The 17,503-nt window shown below is 54.7% G+C and carries 15 protein-coding genes and 3 pseudogenes; 11 read left to right on the top strand and 7 right to left on the bottom strand.

Annotated features, from left to right (window positions below; translation table 11 throughout):
• Nucleotides 1-67: 67 nt before the first annotated feature.
• The 3 genes from POR16_RS00370 to glnK form a co-directional block, all read right to left on the bottom strand.
• Nucleotides 68-487, bottom strand: a complete 420-nt coding sequence (locus POR16_RS00370; RefSeq protein WP_005887776.1) for a secondary thiamine-phosphate synthase enzyme YjbQ — start codon at nucleotides 485-487, stop codon at nucleotides 68-70.
• Nucleotides 488-729: 242 nt separating this feature from the next.
• Nucleotides 730-2,067, bottom strand: a complete 1,338-nt coding sequence (locus POR16_RS00365) for an ammonium transporter (protein ID WP_005887772.1) — start codon at nucleotides 2,065-2,067, stop codon at nucleotides 730-732.
• Nucleotides 2,068-2,101: 34 nt separating this feature from the next.
• Complete coding sequence (gene glnK, locus POR16_RS00360; RefSeq protein WP_002555808.1) at nucleotides 2,102-2,440, bottom strand: P-II family nitrogen regulator; 339 nt, start codon at nucleotides 2,438-2,440, stop codon at nucleotides 2,102-2,104.
• A 415-nt stretch (nucleotides 2,441-2,855) separates the two neighbouring features.
• Between glnK and POR16_RS00355 the strand changes: the two genes are divergently transcribed.
• The gene (locus POR16_RS00355; RefSeq protein ID WP_005887770.1) at nucleotides 2,856-3,137 is read left to right on the top strand and encodes an accessory factor UbiK family protein; all 282 of its coding nucleotides are present in this window, start codon (nucleotides 2,856-2,858) and stop codon (nucleotides 3,135-3,137) included.
• Nucleotides 3,138-3,170: 33 nt separating this feature from the next.
• On the opposite strand, the pseudogene POR16_RS26410 reads toward POR16_RS00355, so the two are convergent.
• Nucleotides 3,171-3,248, bottom strand: a pseudogene (locus tag POR16_RS26410) (addiction module antidote protein, HigA family); the annotation flags it as partial.
• Between the two features lie 90 nt (nucleotides 3,249-3,338).
• Here POR16_RS26410 and POR16_RS00345 point away from each other — a divergent pair.
• A complete protein-coding gene (locus POR16_RS00345) occupies nucleotides 3,339-3,962 on the top strand; it encodes a hypothetical protein (protein WP_005887768.1) in 624 nt (207 codons plus the stop codon).
• A 15-nt stretch (nucleotides 3,963-3,977) separates the two neighbouring features.
• On the opposite strand, the gene POR16_RS00340 is transcribed toward POR16_RS00345, so the two are convergent.
• Nucleotides 3,978-4,607 (bottom strand): AraC family transcriptional regulator, encoded by a 630-nt coding sequence (locus POR16_RS00340; protein ID WP_122381193.1) that lies wholly within the window; start codon nucleotides 4,605-4,607, stop codon nucleotides 3,978-3,980.
• Here POR16_RS00340 and POR16_RS00335 point away from each other — a divergent pair.
• The 3 genes and pseudogenes from POR16_RS00335 to POR16_RS00325 all read left to right on the top strand — a co-directional run.
• A pseudogene (locus tag POR16_RS00335) lies at nucleotides 4,560-5,181 on the top strand (SDR family oxidoreductase); the annotation flags it as partial. The gene POR16_RS00340 and the pseudogene POR16_RS00335 overlap by 48 nt on opposite strands.
• A 178-nt stretch (nucleotides 5,182-5,359) precedes the next feature.
• A complete protein-coding gene (locus tag POR16_RS00330; RefSeq protein WP_024690698.1) occupies nucleotides 5,360-5,836 on the top strand; it encodes an antitoxin Xre/MbcA/ParS toxin-binding domain-containing protein in 477 nt (158 codons plus the stop codon).
• Nucleotides 5,833-6,324 (top strand): RES family NAD+ phosphorylase, encoded by a 492-nt coding sequence (locus POR16_RS00325; RefSeq protein WP_005887763.1) that lies wholly within the window; start codon nucleotides 5,833-5,835, stop codon nucleotides 6,322-6,324. Before POR16_RS00330 ends, POR16_RS00325 begins: the two co-directional genes overlap by 4 nt.
• 382 nt (nucleotides 6,325-6,706) lie before the next feature.
• On the opposite strand, the gene POR16_RS00315 is transcribed toward POR16_RS00325, so the two are convergent.
• A complete protein-coding gene (locus POR16_RS00315) occupies nucleotides 6,707-9,091 on the bottom strand; it encodes an AAA family ATPase (RefSeq protein ID WP_234887627.1) in 2,385 nt (794 codons plus the stop codon).
• A 121-nt stretch (nucleotides 9,092-9,212) separates the two neighbouring features.
• Between POR16_RS00315 and POR16_RS00310 the strand changes: the two are divergent.
• A pseudogene (locus POR16_RS00310) lies at nucleotides 9,213-9,628 on the top strand (magnesium chelatase domain-containing protein); the annotation flags it as partial.
• Nucleotides 9,629-9,949: 321 nt separating this feature from the next.
• On the opposite strand, the gene POR16_RS00305 reads toward POR16_RS00310, so the two are convergent.
• Entirely contained in the window at nucleotides 9,950-11,527 is a 1,578-nt protein-coding gene (locus tag POR16_RS00305) for a carbohydrate porin (protein ID WP_054997191.1), read from the bottom strand.
• 168 nt (nucleotides 11,528-11,695) lie between these two features.
• Between POR16_RS00305 and POR16_RS00300 the strand changes: the two genes are divergently transcribed.
• The 5 genes from POR16_RS00300 to POR16_RS00280 are packed head-to-tail and all read left to right on the top strand — an operon-like array spanning nucleotide 11,696 to nucleotide 17,465.
• Nucleotides 11,696-12,970 carry an ABC transporter substrate-binding protein gene (locus POR16_RS00300; RefSeq protein WP_005887756.1) on the top strand — a complete coding sequence of 425 codons (1,275 nt, stop codon included), beginning with the start codon at nucleotides 11,696-11,698 and terminating at the stop codon, nucleotides 12,968-12,970.
• A gap of 21 nt (nucleotides 12,971-12,991) precedes the next feature.
• The gene (locus tag POR16_RS00295; RefSeq protein WP_005887755.1) at nucleotides 12,992-13,954 is read left to right on the top strand and encodes a carbohydrate ABC transporter permease; all 963 of its coding nucleotides are present in this window, start codon (nucleotides 12,992-12,994) and stop codon (nucleotides 13,952-13,954) included.
• Nucleotides 13,951-14,793 carry a carbohydrate ABC transporter permease gene (locus POR16_RS00290; RefSeq protein ID WP_005887752.1) on the top strand — a complete coding sequence of 281 codons (843 nt, stop codon included), beginning with the start codon at nucleotides 13,951-13,953 and terminating at the stop codon, nucleotides 14,791-14,793. Before POR16_RS00295 ends, POR16_RS00290 begins: the two co-directional genes overlap by 4 nt.
• Nucleotides 14,794-14,820: 27 nt before the next feature.
• Entirely contained in the window at nucleotides 14,821-15,966 is a 1,146-nt protein-coding gene (locus tag POR16_RS00285) for an ABC transporter ATP-binding protein (RefSeq protein WP_024668932.1), read from the top strand.
• Nucleotides 15,963-17,465 (top strand): glycoside hydrolase family 32 protein, encoded by a 1,503-nt coding sequence (locus tag POR16_RS00280; protein WP_024668931.1) that lies wholly within the window; start codon nucleotides 15,963-15,965, stop codon nucleotides 17,463-17,465. Before POR16_RS00285 ends, POR16_RS00280 begins: the two co-directional genes overlap by 4 nt.
• Nucleotides 17,466-17,503 lie beyond the last annotated feature (38 nt).

Below are 17,503 nucleotides of genomic sequence, written 5' to 3'. Positions count from 1 at the left end.
AGCCCAAGCGCCGGGAACTGCTATGGCGATCGGAAAAATTCAACACCGCTGACAGCAGCGGCGATGTCTACTCACCCTGAAGGGTGGCCAGGACGTTACGAGACCCACCAGCATCTCGATGTTCGCCCAGGTAAATACCTTGCCAAGTGCCCAGCGCCAGTCGACCCGCCGTGACCGGCAAAACCAACTGGCAGCCCAGCAAACTGGCCTTGAAATGCGCTGGCAAGTCATCAGGGCCTTCGTCGTCATGTTCGTAGCCGTCCACGCCCTGAGGCACCAGACGGTTGAAAAAACGCTCAAAGTCACGACGTACCGCCGGGTCGGCATTTTCGTTGACGGTCAACGAAGCCGAGGTATGTTGCAGCCATACATGCAGCAACCCGACGCGACAATCCCGCAGCTGGGGCAAGCCTGCGACTATTTCGTCAGTCACCAGATGGAACCCGCGGGGCCTCGCCCGCAAGGCAATCCTGGATTGATGCCACATACCGTTCTCCGCACCTTCGGCGCGCATTCTAACTCGACTGAGAAAAAAGCAAAGCGCGCAATAAACCGGCTTCCCTGCAAGTTAACGAAGACTGCTGCAGCATCGTCACCTGCTCTGCGTCACGTCGCCGAAATCATTGACACAGGCAAGATCAATGACAGCAAAACGGCGCGGTTTATCCGCAAACTTCAGACAAAAAAAATGCCCGGAGACCGGGCATTCTTTTTTGCATCGCCAGCGGGTTACAAGTTGTAGCCACGCTCGTTGTGTTGCGCAAGGTCCAGACCGACAGACTCTTCCTCGTCGGTGACACGCAGACCCATCACCGCATCCAGCACCTTGAGGATGATGAAGGTCACGATCGCGGTGTAGACGACGGTGAACGCAACGCCCTTGAACTGAATCCAGACCTGAGCACCGACGTCGGTCACGGTGCCGAAGCCACCCAGTGCCGGCGCTGCAAACACGCCAGTCAGGATTGCACCGACGATGCCGCCGATACCGTGCACGCCGAACGCATCCAGGGAGTCGTCATAGCCGAGCTTGCGCTTGAGGCTGGTGGCGCAGAAGAAGCAGATGACGCCTGCTGCCAGACCGATGATCAAAGCGCCCATCGGGCCGACTGTACCGGCGGCCGGGGTAACGGCGACCAGACCGGCAACCACACCCGATGCGATGCCCAGAGCGCTTGGCTTGCCGTGGGTCAGCCACTCGGCGAACATCCAGCCCAGTGCGGCAGCGGCGGTAGCGATTTGCGTGACCAGCATTGCCATACCTGCTGTGCCGTTGGCCGCTGCGGCAGAACCTGCGTTGAAGCCGAACCAGCCCACCCAGAGCATTGCTGCGCCGATCAGGGTGTAACCCAGGTTGTGCGGAGCCATCGGCGTGGTAGGGAAGCCTTTGCGCTTGCCCAGTACCAGGCAAGCCACCAGACCGGCCACACCGGCGTTGATGTGCACCACAGTGCCGCCTGCGAAGTCGAGAACCCCCCAGTCCCACAGCAGACCACCAACGCCGCCCCAGACCATGTGGGCGATAGGTGCGTAGACCAGAGTGAACCAGATACCCATGAAGATCAGCATCGCGGAGAACTTCATGCGTTCTGCGAAAGCACCGACGATCAGCGCGGGGGTGATGATTGCAAAGGTCATCTGGAAGGTGACGAACACCGCCTCAGGGAATAATGCGGCAGGACCGGTAATGCTCGCCGGCGTGATGCCCGCCAGGAACGCTTTACCCATACCGCCAAAGAAAGAGTTGAAGTTGACGACGCCCGCTTCCATACCGGTTGTGTCAAACGCAATGCTGTAGCCGTAGACGACCCAGAGGATGCTGATCAGACCGGTGATAGCGAAACACTGCATCATCACCGACAGGATGTTTTTCGAGCGAACCATGCCGCCGTAGAACAGCGCGAGGCCGGGAATGGTCATGAACAGGACCAGAGCGGTCGCGGTCAGCATCCATGCGGTGTCGCCAGAGTTCAGCACCGGCTCGGCCACTGGATCAGCCGCCAGGGCAAGACCAGGTATTGCGAGGGACAACAGGGCACCGAGCCCTGCGAATTGACGCAGAGTCATATTGTTTTCTCCTGGGGCGTTGGGGTTTGGCGGCTTAAATTGCGTCTGTATCGGTCTCGCCGGTACGGATGCGAATGGCCTGTTCCAGATTGACCACAAAAATCTTGCCATCACCAATCTTGCCGGTGTTGGCGGCCTTGGTTATGGCCTCGATGACACGATCCAGATCCTTGTCATCGATAGCGACGTCGATCTTCACTTTTGGAAGGAAGTCGACAACGTATTCAGCACCGCGGTACAGCTCAGTGTGACCCTTCTGACGCCCGAAGCCTTTGACTTCAGTGACGGTGATGCCCTGCACGCCGATCTCGGACAACGACTCGCGCACGTCATCCAGTTTGAACGGCTTGATGATGGCAGTGACTAGCTTCATGAAAACTTTCTCCCGAATTTGGTGGACTTGCCCCAGGAAAACAAACCCGACTCAAGTCTAAGCGCAGTGCCTGGCTTTGTAACGTGTCGGCCGCCTGATCAGGCCAGACCAACGCCAGAAGACCGCGTATGACGAAACATCCCCGCTCCGCCTGCCGCACTGCATTCGTCACAGCGACTGCATCAGTGCATGGGTCATAAGCCACTAAGCAGAAAGCTTGCCATCTCGTGAATATTCATTGAATACAGGTTCTTGGGCAGGTTTTGTGCGGTCAGAGCGGTGTCGCAATGAAGCGAATGCACAGCAATGGTGCCCGCGTGCACGTCACAGCGCCCCATAAACGTGCACATCACACCTGAAAATGACTATAGACAATGCGTGTTACACTGCCGCCATCTGTTTCAGGGAAATCATCATGCTCGCACCCAAAGCCTTTCTCGACGCCCTCAGCGGCCACGCCTCCCGCCTGTTCAACGGCGAAACGCCAGTGCCCCGCAGCGAATTCGAAACCCAGTTCAAGGCCCTGCTGCAAAGCGGCTTCAGCAAACTTGATCTGGTCAGCCGCGAAGAGTTCGACAGCCAGATGGCCGTCCTCGCCCGCACCCGCGCCCGCCTTGAAGCGCTGGAGGCCAAAATGGCCGAGTTGGAAGCGAAGACAGGCGCGACTGAAAAAACTGAGGCTGAAAAGGCTGAGTAAGGTTTTGCTGGCTACGCTGACTGGTGAGTGTCATCAGGCGCAGCGGGCCAGACACCTGACTTGCTCACGAATCTGCGCGCCCTTCTCGATCTCTGCCTTGCGCAGATTGTGGGTAGGCGTCTCTGTCTATTGATCACCCAAAGACGCTCTTGAAAGCGATCTGTACCTGTAGGTCATTTTTCCTCATCAATGGACTGAAGCATGACGCACAACCTTCCCCTGCTCCGATGGCTCGTAACGGCAACCGTTTCACTCTTTGCCGGCATATCCGCCGCCGCTGACAATTCGACACTGCATGCCGGCAAATACGAGCAATTGTTGCTCGCCGTGACGCCCGAGCATCAAGTCGAAGGCTACTACGCGGAAGAAATAGGCGAAGACCCACCCTTCAGTTGTGCGTTCTATCTAAAAGGCGCTGTAGAGGCCGGGAAAGACGTAACGATAGCGTCTTGGTCTGACGGCGCCTATCCGGGAACACTAAAGCCCTCGACTGATGGTGTGACACTGACCATCGAGCACGGCCAGCAACACTCTGGCTGTCTGAATGTATTGGTGCCGGAAATCGCCACAGGCCTGGACCTGAGCCGCACGGCAAGCAAGCAGTGGATAAGTCTGGTAAAGGTCAAGGCTGACAAGGCATGGCTGCAGAAGACGCCAAATGCCAAAGCCACTCGTGGCTCCTACATCGTCAAAGGTGATGTCGTCGGGGTATTGGCCTTCAAGGATGGCGCGGCCCAGGTTGAGTTCATCAACGCCGATGATCGTTCGTTCACGGGATGGGTCAGTCAGGATCAATATGCGCATCTGACAGCGCCCAGGCAGTGACTGCATGACGCTGCGTCAGACTATCTGACGTACCCGGCTCAGGTCTGTTGAAGGCGGGCAGCCAAATTGGCGGCTGTACTCCCTGCTGAATTGCAAAGGGCTTTCAGAACCGACGCGGTAGCAGGCGCTGGATACATCCAGACCTTCATTGATCATCAACCATCGGGCCTCTTGCAGTCGCAATTGTTTCTGATACTGCAGCGCCAGCGGCGCGAGCATGCCGATGTCTCTGGGTGTATCGAGCAGGCGCACGAGTCGCAGCACCGTATCAAGCAGAAGCTGGTCAATGCGATCCAGAAACAGACGGCGCTGTGGCTCGTCCGGTACGCCACTGAGCGGCGCATCGGCAATAAGCCGGGCGATTTGCACAGGGTCGAAATCCAGACGAATACATAGATAAGGTGCGTCGCAACTCGCTTCAATTACCTGCCCGAAAACCGGCACAGTCACCGCGACCACAAGGTAGCTGAGCGGGTCGTACACATACTGCTCATCGCCCAGCCCAACCTCTTTGCGGCCCTGAACAATCAGGCAAAGGGCTGGCCGATGAACAGCATGAATCAATTCGGACGGCGCGTCGGAGCGGATGACGTGCAGCGGCGCACCGAGCGTTTGAAGGCGCTGGCAACAGACATCGAAGCGCAAGGCGGCTCGGTGCGTTTCCGCGCGCTGGACGTCACCGATGCAGCCGACGTGCAGGCATTTGCCGACTTCGCCAAGCGTGAATTCGGCAAGATCGACGTGATCGTCAACAACGCAGGCGTCATGCCCCTGTCGCCACTCGCCTCGCTGAAAATCGCGGAATGGAACCAGATGCTCGACGTCAACATTCGCGGCGTGCTGCACGGCATTGCCGCCGTACTGCCGGTCATGGAAGCACAAGGGCATGGTCAGGTGATCAATATCTCGTCCATCGGCGGCCTCGCCGTTTCCCCCGACCGCCTCGGTGTACTGCGCCACCAAATTCGCTGTCCGCGCCATCTCCGATGGCCTTCGGCAGGAAACCGACAAAATTCGCGTTACGGTCATATGCCCCGGCGTGGTCGAGTCAGAACTGGCCGACTCGATTTCAGACGAAACGGCGCGTTAAGCAATGAAAGCGTTTCGAAAAGTTGCGTTGGGGCCGGACGCGATCGCCCGGGCGCTTGTGTATGCGATCGAGCAGCCTGACGGGGTGGATGTAAGTGAGATTGTGGTCAGGCCTACGGGGAGTGCTTGAGGCAGTACAAACAGGGGGACACAGCTTTTTATCGTCCGGACAATATTGCATACAGATAACGAGTTCACGTCTTGCATCGACCGCTCCAGAATAAGGCGCTCAACACGATACCCAATAACCCACATTAAATGCGTCAAACGACGCTATACTTGCGTCAAATGTCACACACGGAGGACGCATGATGGTTTCCGCCAACACACGTAACGTCGAGTCCGCGCCGACCACCCGAAGGCCAACGGAATATCTGCTCAGGACTGACGTGGGTCAGCTCAGTCAGGTCATGGTCTATAAGATGACTGTCAAAGGCTTCGAACTTAAAGACGTACAAGACATGCTGTCGATCTCTGACCTTTATTCGACAAATAAAATCATGAGCCGCATCGTCGGCAAGTCCATAAGGACGATCCAGCGTCAAGGCAGCAGCAAGCAGCCTGTACACCTCAATTCCCAGCAAAGCGCAGTGGCGTTCCAGTACGCGAAGGTTCTGGAACACGCTATTCATGTTTTCGGTAACCAGAAGCTTGCAGAAGAGTGGCTCGGGCGTCCCTGCAAATACTTGGATGGCGACATACCGCTGGACGTTATCGACAACCCCATCGGGTTCCAGGCAGTCGAAGACTACCTGGAGCGTATCGAGTACGGTGTCTATCAGTGAATCCATTGCCCTGGACTGACTCATGGCGCGCATGGCGGCTTGATCGCGAGATCTACAAGGACAGTTGGGACAGCGGCATTGGTGCTCATAAGCTGGGTGGGCGCTGGAACCCTCCGGGTCGATACGTTGTTTACGCATCGGCTGACCCCTCAACGGCCATCCTTGAGGTAGCAGTGCACGCTGGTTTTGATGCGCTGGATACCGTTCCGCATGTGCTCACCTGTTTCGAAGTACTTGATCAAAGTCTGATCAAAACAGTGCAGCCGGAAGATGTTCCCAACCCTGTCTGGCTGACAAGCGCATCAGCCTCACCGAACCAGCAGAAATTCACCGACGCCCTTCTGGCTAAGCACCCATTCGTACTTATCCCATCTGCCGTCACACGCCACTCCTGGAATTTGCTGATCAGTTGCCAGCTGGCCAAGGACAAATATCGTGTGATCCATCAGGAACGCTTTGGTCTGGATACGCGGCTCGTGAAGGGTTGAGTCTTCTTCGAATGAGGGGTTACGCCTGCTTGCAGACTCTGGACATAGTTTGAACCCAATTGTCATGCGCTAATTTCTCTACTTCATTTTCGTCTCCACATTGCTGGCCGCTATTACCAGCCGCATGCTCGGTTAGGGAAACGCTGAAGAAGACTTTCATATCTTGTAGAATGTCTGATCTTAATCGCCGAGATGCTTGATGAAGCAGATGACCTTCGCCACCGTCAAGTACGCTGAAAAGAGACTGATCAACCTGATCGAGCCTCATTACCCGAGGGCGAGTTGTGATGGCTTTTTTATTCTGCTTGCTTCTTTTGATTTCGATTAAAACCAAACTCCCTGTCAAAGCAGAATTTCAATTCTGCTTTGACAGGGATGTAAGTTACTGAAGATTAGTGCTGTCTAGAAGTGCCTGATATTGGTCAGGGTCTTTTTGTTTAATTGTGTCCAGCACAAAATTTGCTAGCCTAGTAATTTCGGGAACATCGAGAGGCCTCATACTTCTATCGAACATTTCTTCCAGATGCGATAGCTCATTATTAATCCTATTGGCCAAGCTTGTGGCTATTTGGTCTCCTCCAAAAAAAGCTTTCAACTTTTCATCATTAGATTTGTTATTCGGAAACTTGTAAAATAGATAAGCCTCAAGGAATTTTCTGAGATTGTTCCCGAAGTTATAAAATGATTCATGCCCGATCTCTATAGCTGTCGAGTTAGCACAAGCATGTACCTGGCTGAACAGATAGTTAAATTCAGTAACGTACTGCTTCAGGTACTTGGGCATCAACTTCAAATGACTTACATCGTTCGAACGCTCAAGTATAAAGTACTCACAGTCGATTTTGGGCTTGAGGGAATTATCCATCGGCTTGGATAGTTTTTTAAGATATTTCAAGAAGTCTAAATTATGAGTCGAGATGAAAAGCTGATTATATTTGTAGGTGTTTTTTTGATTTGGCATCTTTATTGGACTTGCAAGTACGTGCTCTATGAGGCTATAGACGAAGAAAATATGGTTGCTGTCCAAGCTTGAGATTGGATCATCAATCCATACGACAAGTTCTTTTCCCTGTGTTTCAACGTCCTCTAACTTCGCAATAAAGTAGCAAAAAGCGACGAGACTGCACTCTCCTTCACTGAGATTTTCCGCAGGTAAATCACCGCGAAATATTCTAAAGTTTATTTCTGTTACCGCCTCGTTATCTAACGCCGATAGTTTTAATCCGGTATGACCAAAGTGATTTTCGAGGTAGTGATTTACGCGCTCAGCTCCTCTTCTTTCGTCTTTGAGTTTGTTCTTTAACTTCTGAATATCTTTTTCAAGCTGAAGTATTTCTGTACTTGTCTTGCTTTTGGTATCGGCTTTTGAAGTAATCTCTTCTTTGAAATCATCTATTGCGCCAAGCTCTTTTTTATAGGATATGTCGGTTAAAAATTTTGAAACTTCGTCGAGACGCAATACGCTTCTTGCGGTTGATTGGTCATTGTCTAGGGTTTCCGTTTTTTTGTTGTGTTTTGTTACCATTTCTGACACAAAGCTATAGACTGCATCTATGCTTGAATCTTCCTGTTTTAATATGGGCGTGGGGAATATGCGAAAAATATCGTTAAGACGCAATGACAATACAGTAGCAATCAATAGTAAGTTATTATCATATTGCTTAATAGACTCTAAAAACTGCTCATTTAGGCCTGAAAACTCTTCATGGTAGGTGCTATAAAAATCTAACTGTTTTATCGGCAACGATTTAAGTATCTGCTCTCGCTCTGTATTGACTTTATCTAAAAGCGCTTGGATGTCCGTCCGCAAGCTGTCGGACTCCTTACTAAAGTGCGCGTCTAATTTTCTCCATAGGTCTGCGGGTATTGGACTACCACAAAAGGCACAAGCTGAACGAATATTTTTATGGCTTTCAATTCCCTCGCGGACCCATTTTTGCAATAAAGCATCATTAATTAAGTCCTGAATGCTTTGTGTCGGCTTAACTTCTTTTTCAAGCAAGATCCGAGCTTCCGCCAAGAACGTGTTTCTTTTATCAATAAATTTTTCACTAAACACTATTTCGGGTTTTGCTTGATCACTCAACAATGTAATTAATTCAGCTTGTTGTTCAGGCATAAGTGTGGGCTGTGGCTTCTTATCTAGAGCGGCAATATCAGCCTTGATGTTAGCAATCGTATACGTGAATTGCCTATAGTTCGGATTTGTTTTTATAGGACCGTTAGCTTTGTCACGAAGTTTGTTATCTAATCCAGTTTGTGCTGCTTTCACTCGGCGTTGAACTGCCGCTAAATCTTCTGACTCTATCTTTAGTCGATTCCGCAGACTACCAATAGTATCTTCTGTTCCGAGCAGACTTTCCTTTTCTTCGATTTCTTTTTCGAGTGCAATGTTCTCATCACCTAAGACAGCAAATGGTTTTATACTTCCGTCAGGATTTGAAAGCCATCGAAGATTATCGTCAACAAAGTCTTTGTTATACACTCTGACGCTGTATTGGCAAGTGTCTAAATTTTGCTGATTTAATAGTTCAGGACCTTCATGTGAGAAGCTGTACTCTGCATTTTGATATTTATCATGCTTCTTTTTTAACTCTAGGCTTCGGACAATTCTTGAAAGACTGGTTTTCCCGGAATAATTTCGGCCATAGATAATGTTCAGCTTTTTAAATTTACCTATGGTCCTGCCTTCATCCCTGACTGAAACGTCCCAGTCAAACTCCTTGAAGACAGCGAAATTCTTAATTTTATTGATTTTTGTGAACACAGCCCGCTCCTTGTGCTTGTCGGTAGTGGCAGATTGCTTGCCCTCTACAATCTGGCACATACGGGGTGCTAATTGAAGGGAGAACATTTTTTGATTTTGTCTGTTAAGTAGCTAGTAAATCGCGCGCAAAGAGAGTAGTAACCGGGTGCGCAACGCCATTCTGAATTCCGGACTGGTATACCAGCGCGGTATATCACGCTTCATCTGGCCCCGATTGATCTGCCCAAAGATGGCGTTCGGTTTGACATCGCGATTGCGCTGGGTTTGATGGTCACCAGCGGGCAAATGCCTCTGGTTGCGTTGCAGGATGTCGAATGCTTGGGCGAGCAGGCGTTGTGGGGGGCGATTCGGCCTTTTCAGGAGTGTTGCCTACTGCGATGGCTGCGCGAGCGGACGCTGATCATCCCGGCTGTGAATACCGAAAAAGCTTGTCTGGTGTCTGGCGTCGGGATTGCGGTCAATCACTTGCTGGAGCTGGTCGTGCATTTCAACGAAAATGCGGTGATTGCGCCGTCTCAGTCCAGCGGACTGCTGCATTAACCCAAGCCGTATTCCGGTTTAAGCGAAATGCAGGTCCAGACAGCTGCCAAGTCTCAGAAAAGCTCTAGTTTCCTGAGCATCGCTTCGCTTTAGCGTTGACCTGAAGCTTTGCTCAAAGCCTTTGCTCCTCGTCATTACAAGCCTCAGTAGCTCATGTTGTAAGTGGACCACGCAGCTTGAGCACTAACTGAATCCCCTTAGCCAGCCCCCAGAACCATTCCAGCGGCACAAGAAAGCGAAGGGTGCTTCCCTCAGTCGCTAGTGCCGCCCGAGCTTCAAGTGCTTCATTTTCTCAATGGCATGTCTGAAACACTCCCACTAAAACCACGTTTCCATCTGAACACCGAATTGCCATACGCCACCGGCGCTGAAGTCGCTTTTGCCGAAATTGCCGGTCGTGCTATATCGGTCCAAGTCCGAGGACCAGTTCATAAGGCTGGCGAACACTCGCAATTCGGGACGGGTGAGCAAATCGCCCATGTCCGGCTTGAATGTCGGCGCGACCGTAAACTTCCAGAAGTTGCCGTCAACTGCATTGCGTTGCAGGTAGCCTTTGGGGTCCAGGTCCATGGTTTGCCAGCTAAGTTCGTAGGCCATCTCGAAGTTACTGTTGATTTCATTGGCCAGGCGCATGTTCAGAGTAAGCCAGCGATAGTCGTCGCCTTTGACGTATCGGTCTTTGCTCTGCTCGGCCAGCAGGCTGGGGCCGATGCGCCATCCAGGCGCGATGGGTGTTTCGCCATACAGCGCCAGACGTAGTGCACGGGCGTCGTCGAGCAGTTCGCCATCCGAGCCAATGTCCTTAACCTGCGCGCCCAGGCCTTGCCCATAAAGCAACGCGGCCTTGGAGAAGCCCTCCCTGCCGAAAAAGTCTTTCTGGTGGATGGCCAGCATGGAATGCAAGCCCGAGTCTGCAGGCGCAAAGCCGGCCTGATTGGTGCGAGTGCCTATGTCGTTTTTCTTTGCACCAATGGCATTGAACATCCACTGCCACTGACCATCGTCGAAAAACTGGTTGGAGGTCAGGATGTAGCTTTCTACATCGGCATCGACGCCGCCCTCACTGAAATCGCCGTAGTTACGTCCGATCAAGGAATAGTTCGAACGCCAGTCCTTGGTCATCTGCACATCGTAAATACCGCCGCCGGTCCCGGCCAGAAAGACCACGTCCGAGTCCAGCCAGTGAATATCGAAATTATCCCTGTCGAAGCGCTTGCCGGCCCACAGCGTGGAGTTCTCGAACATTGAATTGCCCTTGAAAGCGGCGATGTGGTCGAGTTCGGTAAACACCTGGCGCACGTTCAGTTTGCTTTCGGTGGCCGTCCAGTCGTTGTAGCTTTCGACGCCATCGGCGATGGAAACCGTGAATTTGGAACGAGTGCCGTTCTGCGCGTAGATTTCTTTCGACAGGTCGAAACGCATGTAGGTGTCGTCTTCATTACCCAACCGCCCCACCGCGCCACCGACCGAACCCGCCGGGGTCGTATAGGGCCCACCACGACCGCCGCCCAACCCGTCGTTGATCAACAAGCCGGAGCGAGCATAACCCTTGAAGCTGAACCCGTCGGTGAGGTGCCCGGTAACGCTTGGCTTTTCCATGCTTTGCTGGCGTGCTTCGAGTTTTGCCACGCGATCGTCCAGGGCAGGCGCTGGACTGGCCGCCACAACAGGGGCAGCACCAGAGGCGGCAGGCTGCAAAGCAGGGTTGGCGAGTTTGATTTGCTGCAGCTCCCTGGCGAGCGCCCGGGTTTGCTGTTCGGCTGCGGCTGCACGCTGTTCAGCAGCGCTGGCACGGGCTTCGAATGCGGCCATCCGCTCTTCCAGAGTGGCTGCCTGAGTGACCGTCGTCGAGGTACCGAGCACCCCGGCGAGTACCCATCTTGATGCGTTCTGCATATGGACTTCCTGCTTTGTTTTTATTGTTTTTGTGGCGTAGGCCACGCCTTTTTTCCTTCGAGGCTGAATCGTGCAAATCGAAGAAAAAAGGGTGCCACATCGAAAATACGCTGTTACATTAACGATGTTAACGTTAACTTTTATAAAAACAAAAATAAAGAGGGCTCTATGAAACAGCTGAAATCTCTTCTCGCCGCCGTGCTGCTCACCTCCTCTGCGGGGGGCTCTGCGCTATCGAACGCCGCAAATCTGACGATCTCCTGCGGGGCCGTCGGGGCGGAGTTGCAACTGTGCAAAGAGGCTGTTGATACGTGGTCGAAACAGACCGGCAACAATGTCCAAGTGGTGTCGACGCCCAACTCGGCAACCGAGCGCCTGTCGTTTTACCAGCAGATCCTCAGTGCCAAATCCACCGACATCGACATCATCCAGATCGACATGGTTTGGCCAGGCATGCTCGCCAAACACCTGACGGATTTGCATGAGCTACTCCCGGCGGATGCTACAAAAGGCTACTTCCAGGCGCAGGTAGACAACGCCACGGTCGATGGCCGGTTGGTGACGATGCCGTGGTTCACCGATTCGGGGCTGCTGTACTACCGCAAGGATTTGCTCGAAAAGTACCAAAAGCCGATCCCCCAGACCTGGGAGGAAATGACCGCTACGGCCACGCAAGTGCAACAAGCCGAGCGCGATGCAGGGAACGCGAATATGTGGGGTTATGTCTTCCAGGGGCGCGCCTATGAGGGGCTGACGTGCAATGCCCTGGAATGGATCAGCAGCCAGCCGGACGGCGGGCTGATCAACCCACGAGGAGACATCGTGGTCAACAGCCAGGCCTCAAGAGCCGCATTGACCCTGGCAAAAAGCTGGGTCGGCGTCATCTCTCCGCGCGGTGTACTCAACTACACCGAAGAAGAAGGACGTGGTGTGTTCCAGTCCGGGAATGCGCTGTTCATGCGCAACTGGCCTTACGTCTGGGCCTTGGTGCAAAGCCAGGACAGCGCCGTAAAAGACAAGGTCGGCATCGCGCCCCTGCCCCGAGGCGGCGCAAACGGTACCCATGCCTCCACGCTCGGAGGCTGGGGCCTGGCGGTTTCGCGATACAGCAGCAACCCCAGGTTGGCGGCAGAGCTGGTGGCCTACCTGACCAGCGCCCGACAGCAAAAACAGCGTGCCTTGGCAGGCGCTTACAACCCGGTTATCGAGTCGCTCTATGACGACCCCGAGTTGCTCGCCGCGATGCCTTATTACACCCAATTGCGCGGCATTCTCAGCAATGGGGTCATGCGCCCCGCCGCTATCACCGCCAGCGGCTACCCGCGCGTATCCAACGCATTCTTTGACAGGGTGCATAGCGTGCTGGCGGGCGATTTACCGGTCGATCAGGCACTGGTTGAACTGGAAACCGAACTGAAGCGCATCAAACGACGCAACTGGTAAGCCACACGCAAGGAACTCACAATGCCTTCCTCTTCTATCGACTTTCCCGGTGACGACGCCTTCATCACTCGAGAAACGCCTGTACAACGTCGCAGGGTACGGGCCGCCTGGCTGTTTCTGACGCCGATGCTGGTGTGCCTGACGCTGGTGGCGGCCTGGCCGTTGCTGCGCACATTCTGGTTCAGCCTGACTGACGCCGACCTGTCGGACACTGAAGCTGGCTCATTCATCGGTTTGAGCAACTATCTGTTTTACGACGGCACCCTTTGGTCAGGCGTTCTGGTCGATCCACAGTGGTGGCACGCAGTGCGCAACACCTTGCACTTCACTGTGGTGTCGGTAGGCCTGGAGATGATCCTGGGACTATTGGTGGCATTGCTGTTGAACGTCAAGTTCACTGGACGCGCGCTGGTCCGTGCGTTGATTCTGATCCCTTGGGCGATCCCGACTATTGTCTCGGCGAAGATCTGGTCATGGATGCTCAATGATCAGTTCGGCATCATCAACCACCTGATGCTGGGCCTTGGCCTGATCGATGCGCCTCTGGCCTGGACTGCAGATGCGGATCTCTCTATGTGGGCAGTCATCATCGTCGACGTCTGGAAGACCGTTCCCTTCGTCACCCTGCTGATGCTGGCAGCCCTGCAGATGCTGCCAAGTGATTGCTACGAAGCCGCCAGAGTCGACGGCATTCATCCGTTGCGCGTGTTCTGGCGTGTCACGTTGCCGCTGCTGATGCCGGCCTTGCTGGTCGCGGCGATCTTTCGCATCCTCGATTCGTTGCGGGTCTTCGACGTCATCTATGTCCTGACTTCCAACTCCTCCAGCACCATGAGCATGTCTGTCTATGCCCGCCAGCATTTGGTGGAGTTTCAGGACGTCGGCTATGGCAGCGCAGCCTCGACCCTGCTGTTTCTGGTGGTGGCGGTGATTGCCATGCTTTATCTGTACCTCGGACGCCGCCAACTGGAGGTGCGCTCATGAACCTGCGCCAACTGAAGAAAGCACTGCTGCGCGCAGGTTTCTGGTGCCTTGTCGGGATCTTGCTGTTCTACGCGATCTTCCCTTTCTACTACGCCATCGTGACATCGCTGAAGCCTTCCAGTGCCTTGTTTGAGGCGAGCTACTGGATCACCGAACCCGACTTCTCCAATTACACGACGGTCCTCAGCCAGCCTTCATTCCTTCAGGCCATCGCGAACTCGCTCGTGGTTTCGCTGTGTGTAGTGATGCTCGCGTTGTTTCTCGGCCTGACAGCGTCCTATGCCTTGGGCAGGGTCAAGTTTCGTGGGCGCGGCACGGTGCTGATGATGGTTCTCGGGGTCTCTATGTTTCCGCAGGTTGCGGTGCTGTCGGGGCTGTTTGAAGTCATCCGCATGCTGGGGCTCTATAACACCTCATGGGCGTTGATTTTGAGCTACACCATTTTCACCCTGCCCTTCACCGTCTGGGTGCTGACCACGTTCATGGGGCAACTGCCGCATGAACTGGAAGAAGCAGCCATCATGGACGGCGCCTCGCCCTGGGTCACGCTGACCCGTGTGCTGTTGCCGCTGCTGTGGCCGGCATTGGTCACCACAGGCCTGCTGGCCTTTATTGCCGCGTGGAACGAATTCCTGTTTGCCCTGACCTTCACCCTGACAGACGCCCAGCGCACGGTGCCGGTCGCCATCGCCCTGATTTCGGGTGGCAGCTCCCACGAATTGCCCTGGGGCTTGCTGATGGCGGCGTCGGTGATTGTGACCGTCCCGCTGGTGATTCTGGTGCTGATATTCCAGCGCCGCATCGTTTCCGGCCTCACTGCCGGCGCGTTAAAGGGTTGATGCACAATCATGACAAGGAACAGCATCGTGATGAAATTAAAGCTAGCCAACATCAACAAGCAATTGGGCGGCGTACGTATTCTGCGCAACGTGAGCCTGGAGATCGCTGCAGGTGAGTTCGTTGTGTTCGTTGGGCCATCGGGCTGCGGAAAGTCGACATTGCTGCGATTGATCGCAGGGCTGGATTCGATCTGTGGCGGCGACCTGCTGATCGACGGACGACGCGTCAACGCACTGGAACCGCGCGAGCGTGGCGTCGGCATGGTCTTTCAGTCTTATGCGCTTTACCCGCACATGAGCGTTTACGACAACATCAGTTTTGGTCTCAAGCTGGCCAAGACCGAAAAAAGCAGCCTGCGTGAACGCGTACTGAAAACCGCAAAAATCCTGCAACTGGACAAGCTGTTGCAACGCAAGCCCAAGGAACTGTCTGGCGGACAGCGCCAGCGTGTGGCAATGGGCAGAGCCATGGCGCGGGAACCGGATATTTTGCTGTTCGATGAACCGCTCTCCAACCTCGATGCCTCATTGCGGGTGCAGATGCGCAACGAGATCGCCCGGCTCCATCAACGGCTGGGCTCGACCATGATCTACGTCACTCACGACCAGGTAGAGGCCATGACCCTGGCGGACAAGATTGTCGTACTCAACGGCGGTCGGGTCGAACAGATTGGCTCGCCACGCGAGCTCTACGAACGCCCCGCCAGCCGCTTCGTCGCCGGTTTTCTGGGCTCGCCCAGAATGAATTTCCTGCCAGTGCGCCTGCACGCGGCGAACCGCAGCAGCCTGATTGATATCCCGGCACTGGGCATGGCATTCCTGCCCTTCGACAGCTCGAACCTGGCTGACGACGCGCAACTGACGTTGGGCGTACGTCCGGAGCATATAACCCTCGGTGCTGCAAACAGTGGCAGTGGCGTTAGCGTGACCGGCGTTGAATATCTGGGCAGCGAGGTCTATGTACACCTCGCTACAGGCGAGAACGAACCCTTGATCTGTCGTTGCGAAGCCACAGCCGGATGGCAAGTGGGCGACCGGGTCGCGCTGCAACTGGATACCGGCAATGTGCACTTGTTCGACGCCGATGGCGTTGCATTGAGGCGACACCCAAATACCCATCAGCACCAGACCAACGACACCACGGCGCACGTCGTACAGGCGGGTACCCTATGAGTGTTTGTGTGAATGGCATGAGCGATCCAATGCCCGCCGCCCTCGAGCGTGCGCACGATGCGCTCAAGGATGGCCTGTCGCAGATCGTCCACGATTATCGACCCGCTTATCATCTGGCCCCGCCTGCTGGCTGGATGAACGACCCAAACGGTGTGGTGTACTTTCGCGGCGAATATCACGTGTTCTATCAGCACCACCCCTTCGACGCGAAGTGGGGTCCAATGTACTGGGGCCACGCCAAGAGCGCTGACCTGGTCCATTGGCAGCATTTGCCCATTGCGTTGGCACCCGGCGCTGACTTCGACCGGGACGGTTGTTTTTCCGGCAGTGCCGTGGTGTGTGGCGATACCCTGGCACTGATCTACACCGGGCACACCTGGCTGGGTGACGTGGGCGACGAGCGCTTTATCCGTCAGGTGCAGTGCCTGGCCACGAGTGTCGATGGCATCAGCTTTACCAAACATGGCGCCGTCATCGATACCCCGCCGCAAGATGCGATTATTCATTTTCGTGACCCCAAGGTCTGGCAGCAGGATGACCATTGGTACCTGATTGCTGGCGCGCGTCTGGGTGACACGCCGCTACTGCCGTTGTATCGATCTGCGGACCTGCACGTCTGGGAATTCGTGAACTATGTGTCCACCGGCAACGAGGGCGATGGCTATATGTGGGAATGCCCCGACCTGTTTCGCCTCGACGCACGCGACGTACTGCTTTACTCGCCCCAAGGCATGCCCGCTGAGGGCTACGAGCGACTGAACAAGTTTCATACCGGCTACCGAGTAGGTCAGGTCGACAGGCAGTGGCAGTTCACTGGCGGGCCTTTCATCGAGCTGGATAACGGCCACGACTTCTATGCAGCGCAAACGCTGGTGGCTGCCGATGGCAGACGTCTGGTGTGGGCGTGGCTCGATATGTGGGAGAGCCCGACCCCCAGCGCGGCGCATCATTGGCGCGGCATGCTCGGCCTTCCGCGCGAACTTGAATTGCGTGCCGATCGCCTTTGCGTGCAACCCGCACGCGAACTGACGGCATTGCGCAACACGTCGATGTCAGGCACCTCATGGTGGAGCGAAGCGGGTACCCGGTGGCTGACTGATGTACACGGCGACCTGCTCGAAATTCATGTGAGCCTGGACCTGCGCGACTGCATCAAAGGCCGCCTTGGCGTGGCACTGCGCTGCAGCACAGATGGCAAAGAGCAGACTCTGCTTTACTACGATGCTTCGCTGAAGCGCTTGATATTGGACCGTGACCAGTCGGGTACCCACGTTTTCGGTCAACGCAGCGTGGCAATAGATCCGCAACAGGACCGGCTCGAGCTGAGAGTCTTCCTTGATCGCTCCTCCATCGAGGTGTTCGACCAAAATGGCAGCTTCACCCTCAGCAGCCGCTTTTATCCACAGAACGACAGCCTGGGGGTCAAGCTGATTGCCAACGGAACCGGAGGCCGAGTCTGTATTGCAAACGCCTGGACACTCTCCTCGGGCTACGTGTAGGTAAATCATTGACGTCGCGAAAAAAATCAGGCCTCTGT

It is taken from the genome of Pseudomonas coronafaciens pv. oryzae str. 1_6 (genome assembly GCF_000156995.2).
In the GTDB taxonomy this organism is placed as follows: domain Bacteria; phylum Pseudomonadota; class Gammaproteobacteria; order Pseudomonadales; family Pseudomonadaceae; genus Aquipseudomonas; species Aquipseudomonas tremae.
This window is presented reverse-complemented; position numbering and strand designations above follow the sequence as displayed.